Source organism: Aeromonas sp. Y293-4, assembly GCF_027705905.1.
Classification (GTDB): domain Bacteria; phylum Pseudomonadota; class Gammaproteobacteria; order Enterobacterales; family Aeromonadaceae; genus Aeromonas; species Aeromonas veronii.
Genome location: NZ_JAPDCI010000029.1, coordinates 24845 through 31364, shown reverse-complemented (window position 1 = coordinate 31364; position 6520 = coordinate 24845). Strand labels below are relative to the sequence as shown.

Genomic DNA, 6520 nt, shown 5'->3' with positions numbered 1-6520 from the left:
CTACACGCCGAAACAGCGCTTGGCACAGGCCGCATGACCTCTACTTTTGAGTGCTCCAAAAAATGGGGGGATTACCTCCGCACGTTTCACAGTTTGGCCTTAACGATTGTTGGTTACGGGGAGCGCCGACAGCTAATCAAGAAGAAAAACCTCATCACGCCCACCGACTACCAATATGAGCAACTGGTTAAGCAAGCCTATCGCTATGGTTTTGACTATGAGGCGAGTTACATCGACCCCAATGAAATTGAAACCTTCGAGTTGTTTATCTCTCGTTGGCGCGCTGCGGCAGTAACTCCTGTTGATGCAGCTAATGATCCAACATTCAACAGCATCAAACGGGAATTTATTCACGCTTATAGCCGCTATTGTGAGCTGTTGGAAGAAAACTGTCTGCGAACCTTTGATGACTGTTTGGTTGAGGCTGTTGCACTGTTGCGTAAAGACAGCAGCCTTGGTGCCCACTTCAAACACATCATTGTTGATGAATATCAGGATGTTAACTGGATACAGCATGAAATGACCCGCTTGCTATCCAAGCAGGATACGTCAGTTATGGCTGTGGGTGATGTTAACCAGTGTATTTACGAGTGGCGAGGTGCTCGACCAGATTTTATCGGTGGCCTGTTTGAACAGCATTACCAGAATACGAAGGTATTTCAACTTTCATGCACGTTCAGGTTTGGCCATAAGCTTTCCTTGATAGCAAACTCGGTAATTCGGCGTAATTCCACTAAACTGACCAAGCTTTGTGTCAGTCATCCTAGCACCCCGAAAACAGAGGTCAGATTGCACTTTGATAACTGCTTATCCAAGGTGCTATCAAACCTTTCGGTGAGCAGCGGAACACAAGCCATATTGTCCCGCACTAAGGCGAACCTTGCCGAGGCGGAAATTGCATTACGCCTGTGTGGGCTACCCTATCGCTACCTCAATGGTTCAAGCGCATTACATACCCGTACTGAAATCGGAATACTGGTAGTCGGCGTATTGCTGTCTGTGTACGGCGATCTGCGGCTACTTGAAAACCACCCCAACAAAAAAGCGATTATCTACGGCTATCTGAAGGAAGCTGGTTTTAACTGGCAGACAGGGCAATTAAAAGCAGCGCTCAGTGGATTGATGGCTCCACATGCCGATCTATGGACTGTTCTTGGTCAGATATTCGACGGCGCACAATACCAAAAAGACCGGCTAGGAAGACTAGCCACTATATGCCAAAAGGACGGAGAGGAAACGCCAGCTATTGATGTGTTACGCCGTCTTGGCATGGAGGGTTTTATTGATAATGTTGGCTCAGACGGCGTAACACGCACTGGCTCAAACGATCGGCAACGAGGAGTCGTGAGGATCGTGGAACTACTTGACTCTAGTAAGATCGATTCCCGGACGTTTTTAAAACTTATCCTAAACCCGGAAGAGGCTGCGACTGACTGCGAACCCTTCATCCTTTCCACACTGCATGGTTCCAAGGGACTAGAGTGGGATAAAGTGATACTGATAGGCTTGAATGAGCAAGAATTTCCTGGCGGCAAAACCGATGATCTTCATAGCGCGCGCACATCGATGAGCCCCCCCTCGACCAACGAGAACATCGAGGAAGAACGTCGGTTGTTTTATGTCGGAATTACTCGCACAAAACAACAGCTTAATCTGGTTGCCCCTCTTGATGAAGGGCTCACACTGTGGCTGAGAAACCACTGGGACAGCACCCCGAAGAAGCCACCGATAGCCACTCGCTTCGTCTATGAGGCTGGCTTGTCTGCTTGCGCTGTTACCAGTGATGCGATCTATAACAACACGTTTAAGGAACTGGAGAGTGACCTTAGCAAGTTTCACCAATGGTATCTAAGAGATCTTCAGCGATTAAAAGTCTAGGGAGCACGGACAAGATACTTGCCGATTTCCGCTTCGTGCTAATTATCGAGTTCAATGGGGGTCTATTGCTCAGAAGCAAGCTTCTGCACAACGATCCGCATAGCAACGCCTCGCAGCACCAGTATAAAGAGTTTTTAAGCGGTTCTGAGGGGCTATGCTTGCCAGTATTCAGGATCCAGCTCTATATCCACTCATTTCAGCTATGCCACGGCAACACGATATCTAACCATTAACTCGAAAATGATTAGATGCAAAATATACCCGAAGGAGAGAGGGAGAATTGACTTCAGGCTATGTGGTAATAGACACAAGGGGACTGTAAACAAGCTGCGGTATTTACAGCCCCACATACGTTGAGAATGCTATTTCCATCGAATTTGAAGTTTACGTTTTTGGCATGGGTGTTTTAAGCACCTACATACAGCAATTTAAATTTCAGAATTACCAGTAATACGTTGAAACAAGCAAGACCAACCTTTAATTGTTCAGCATTGAAACTAAACTCACATCAATCATAGCTTTGCTTCTGCTCTTAACAGCACATCTATAGCCATTTTATAATTTGCTAGAATAATAGAGTCATTCACATAGTCAGTCCCCATATCTGCAAGAAACTCCTCAGCAGATTGGTAGTCACTACCTGGTCTATAGTAACTGGGCATGTTACTTTGGGCCCAACCAGAAAGTACCTGGTCATAAGTAACAGCCCTATCATTCTCATCATCGCCCAATGATGCCACGATATCATCATAATACATCTTAATAGATACATTATCTAATGCACTTGCTACAGATTCTGCAATGTCATGATTTAAAATCACAAATGCAGGGAAGTCATAGAGTTCATGAATATGGTTATAGTTTTTGAGCACAACATGCTTATCAAGGGGGCGGATAATTTTATTCAGGTTAAATCTACTCCTCAAAAGTTCAAGAGCTTCATTATGAGTCTCGATATCAATCGCACAAATATCATCGTTTACTTTTCTCATTACAATACTACCTTACATGTTAACATGGAATATTTCGGAACTTGTGTTTATCTATTGGTAGTTGAAGCTCCGCCAATAGCGAGGATCGTATTACCAAATATGATCTTTAGGTTAAAGTACACCTATTCATCATTTGTAGATGTGAATGTATAGCATGCACCTTGTTGCAGTTAATTTAGGTTGATTTCATATAAATGGCAATAGCAAACAACAAAAAATATCGAAAATATTTTATTCTGAAATTTCAATTGTTTTTTTGCTCTCTTTTTATTGTCAATAATGAGGGGTTTCTAACGATGGAAATCAAAAAAAACACTCATAGAAAAATTTTTTCTCGTGAAAAAAACAATAGATTTCCACAGAATAACTCCACCATAAAAAGTAAAAAAAAACGGCATGAAACTCTCGCAAAAAATGATGTGGTTATGAAAAAAAATGCTTAGGTGTTTTGGAAAAAAATCGTGGCTTTTTTACGTGCGTAAACTGAGGTTTCTATGAGCCTACATGAGCAAAAAATCGATTAGTAACAGACGTAGAAGGAGTAGACGTTACCGTGTGATAGATCTGATTTTTGTGTCCAGATCTCATGCAGGAGTCGGCACAATTCATGCTCATGTTTGTTGTAGCCTGAGCACGGAGCGTGAGTTGGTAGGACAAGGCAGGTATGTGAAAGAAAAGTGCTTGACCCAGGGCATCAATCTCGGCGTTGTTTCCCAAATCAACCATCAAGCCACAACTGCCCCAGCCCCAAGTGATCGTTACACTCGGGGCTTTCTGACGGGCAGACCAAGGGTGTTCAGTTTGTTGATTGCACCAACATACACCATCACTTCCCCTACCTGACCGTTGTATGTTCGCAGACTGATTTTGCCCGCCATCAACTGCTTGAACCGATACATCGCTGTCTCTGCCAGCGAGCGTCGGTGATACCCCGATATCTTCTTCCAGTGCGCCAGCCCTTCTTTGCGCATCACCAGCACGGCCTCATTTCTTGGGTGCCCCTTTTTCCAGAGCCCTGCATTCTTGCGAGGCGGGATACAGGCTGTCGCCCCTTTGCGCGAGATAAGCTGATGGCTGGCTTTGCTGTCGTAGGCGCCATCCGCATAAACACGTCCCAGCTTGCGCCGCAGAGGGTTGAGCAAGGTTGGCAACACCTCGGCGTCATGGACATTTTCCAACGACACTTCCGCCGCCACGATATCGTGGGCCACCGGGTCTACCGCCTGATGCAACTTGCGCCACACTCGCCGCTTCGCGGCGCCGTGTTTTCTGACCTTCCACTCGCCTTCGCCAAACACCTTCAGCCCGGTTGAATCGATAACCAGGTCGGTAATGCCTCCCTTTGGGGGCTGTCGATAAGCCACTTTCACCGTGCGTGCTCGCTTGCTGACACATAGATGGTCGCCCCGGTTTGCCAAGCCCTCAATCAATGAAAGTGAGTCAGGTTGAGATTGCAGCCATAGATCCGGATTTCACCGAGGCAACAGCCTCTATCCCTGATGGAATTCGCTGACTGGCTCCTCTATCAGCTAAACGCACTTATTAGTGCCCTGTGTCTGTCGGGTTTTGCCAGTCACGGTCTGACCTGCCTCGCCATCACGTCATGATCGCCCGTGCAATCGGTGGTACTTTCTAACGCTGGTTGTTAACTCGATACTTTGTCACGCTTGCTATGAAACACCGTTCCTGTGCTAGCTATTGCGCTCAGGCCGCTACTGCGTGATCAGCATCGTACTCGCGCTCATGGGCAAGTAATGCCCAGATGATGCGTGCATTCTTGTTGGCCAGTGCCACTACCGTTACATTATGGTTACGTCGCTCCATGACCCCCGCAAGCCAGCTTCCTGCGTACTCTGTCTTACGCTCAGCGACCCGGAGCACGGAGCGGGCCCCGTGGATCAGCAGTGTGCGTAGATAGATGTCACCGCGTTTGCTTATCCCCAACAGGGTCTGCTTGCCGCCGCTGGAATGTTGATTGGGTACCAAGCCCAGCCAGGCTGCTAGCTGGCGGCCATTTTCGAACTGCTTTGCATCGCCGATAGACGCTACCAGTGCACTGGCCGTGAGAGGACCAATACCCGGCATCTTAGCCAGCTTCTGGCTTGCCGAGTTTTCTTTGTGCCAACACCAGATCTGCTCTTCCAGTTCATTCACCTGCTTGGCGAGCTCTTTGAGGTGCTCCCCTAAACGCTCAATTAATTGACGAAACGTTCCGGGTAGGTTGTTCTCTGCATCCTCCAGGAGCTCGGGCAATCGTAGGCTAATGTGTGCAATACCTTTAGGGACAATGATGCCATGTTCAGCCAGCAGGCCCCTGGTTTGATTAGCTTGTGCCGTTCTGGCTTTGACGAACCCTTGCCTTGCGCGATGTAGCGCCAACACGGCTAACTGCTCGCCATTTTTTATTGGCACAAACCGCATATTGGGTCGGGTGACGGCTTCGTGCATATTCCGGTCGAAAATGAACACCTATTCCGGTTTAAAATGAACGCTGATTCCGGCTTGCGTGTACACCGTTTCCGGACACCTCAGAGCACGAACTCTGATGTCAGATGAACCGTCATGCTCCAATGACCTGGATCCACAACTGCCGCGCTGCGCTTGGCTGCTGGCTTGTTCGGTGAGTCGAAAAGATGCCTCCCCTCAAAGCTCAGCTTCTGCTCGCAGAATCCCTGGCCGCATACTTTCCGGAAATGGTGTTCACAGATTCCGGAATCACTGTTCAACTTCACCGGAATACGCATTCGCAGATAGCTTCTGCATCCGCAGCATCGTTCTTGTTGGTCTTCACATAGGGCTTAACGAACTGCGGCGCCATCAGTTTGACGGTATGCCCCATTCCTTGCAGTTTATTGGCCCAGTAATGGGCACTGCCGCATGCCTCCATGCCGATCAGGCTAGGAGAAAGATTGGTAAAGAATGAGAGCATCTGATCCCGCTTCAACTGTCGCTTGAGGACCGTCTTGCCATGTTGATCAACGCCATGTAATTGGAAGAGATGTTTTGCCAGATCAATGCCGATAGTCGTAGCCTTCATGGTGGTCGCCTCTCTCATCAGTGGGAACTTACATTCGCCACTTTGGCACTCAGATGCCGTTTTGGGGAGGGGCGACCATCCCATTAGCTATAGTCCGGCGCACACAGCGGTACGTTCATCAACTCGAACAGGGAGTCGAGTAGTCCCTGTGTTGCTCGCAGAGTGAGGCTGAAAATCCCCTTGAGCATCAGGAAGGTTGCGATGGTCTGGTCAGTGTAAAGCTGGCTGCGACCCCGCCGCCCATGATGGTCGTGGTGGAACCAGTTGTTCATGGCTTCGGTATCAACCCAGAAGGTGAGTGAACCACGGTTAATCAAAGACTTGTTGTATTGAGGCCAGTTGGTGATGGGGTGAAGCGACGAGCCCATGATGCAGATTTGAAGAGGATGGTGGTGATCAGATCACCGCCCCCTCAGTAAGTTCAATTCAAGCTGCATCGATTTGGGAAACAATGCCCATCCGAGCCACTCATCCAGAGAAGTCATGACTTGCTGGCTGATTTTGGAAACAACGCCTCCAGCTTGCTAACTAGTGCCACGATTGAGTACATTGTTTTACCTTGTCTCCTATGTGTCAGACAATAGGTATGACAATTTTATGCATTGCACAATAT

General features: G+C 47.9%; 2 protein-coding genes and 4 pseudogenes. 1 reads left to right on the top strand and 5 read right to left on the bottom strand.

Annotation, left to right across the window (positions count from 1 at the left end; genetic code table 11):
* Positions 1-1878 (top strand): ATP-dependent helicase (locus OKC31_RS20495; protein WP_270657562.1); only part of this gene is annotated, 1878 nt, incomplete at its 5' end.
* A 512-nt stretch (positions 1879-2390) separates the two neighbouring features.
* Here OKC31_RS20495 and OKC31_RS20490 read toward each other — a convergent pair.
* From OKC31_RS20490 to OKC31_RS20470, 5 genes and pseudogenes are all read right to left on the bottom strand, one after another.
* Entirely contained in the window at positions 2391-2870 is a 480-nt protein-coding gene (locus OKC31_RS20490; protein WP_270657560.1) for a hypothetical protein, read from the bottom strand.
* Between the two features lie 758 nt (positions 2871-3628).
* Positions 3629-4273: pseudogene (locus OKC31_RS20485) on the bottom strand (IS5 family transposase); the annotation flags it as partial.
* Between the two features lie 301 nt (positions 4274-4574).
* Positions 4575-5320: pseudogene (locus OKC31_RS20480) on the bottom strand (IS110 family transposase); the annotation flags it as partial.
* A gap of 302 nt (positions 5321-5622) precedes the next feature.
* A pseudogene (locus OKC31_RS20475) lies at positions 5623-5907 on the bottom strand (IS110 family transposase); the annotation flags it as partial.
* Positions 5908-5993: 86 nt separating this feature from the next.
* A pseudogene (locus OKC31_RS20470) lies at positions 5994-6275 on the bottom strand (transposase); the annotation flags it as partial.
* Between the last annotated feature and the right edge of the window lie 245 nt (positions 6276-6520).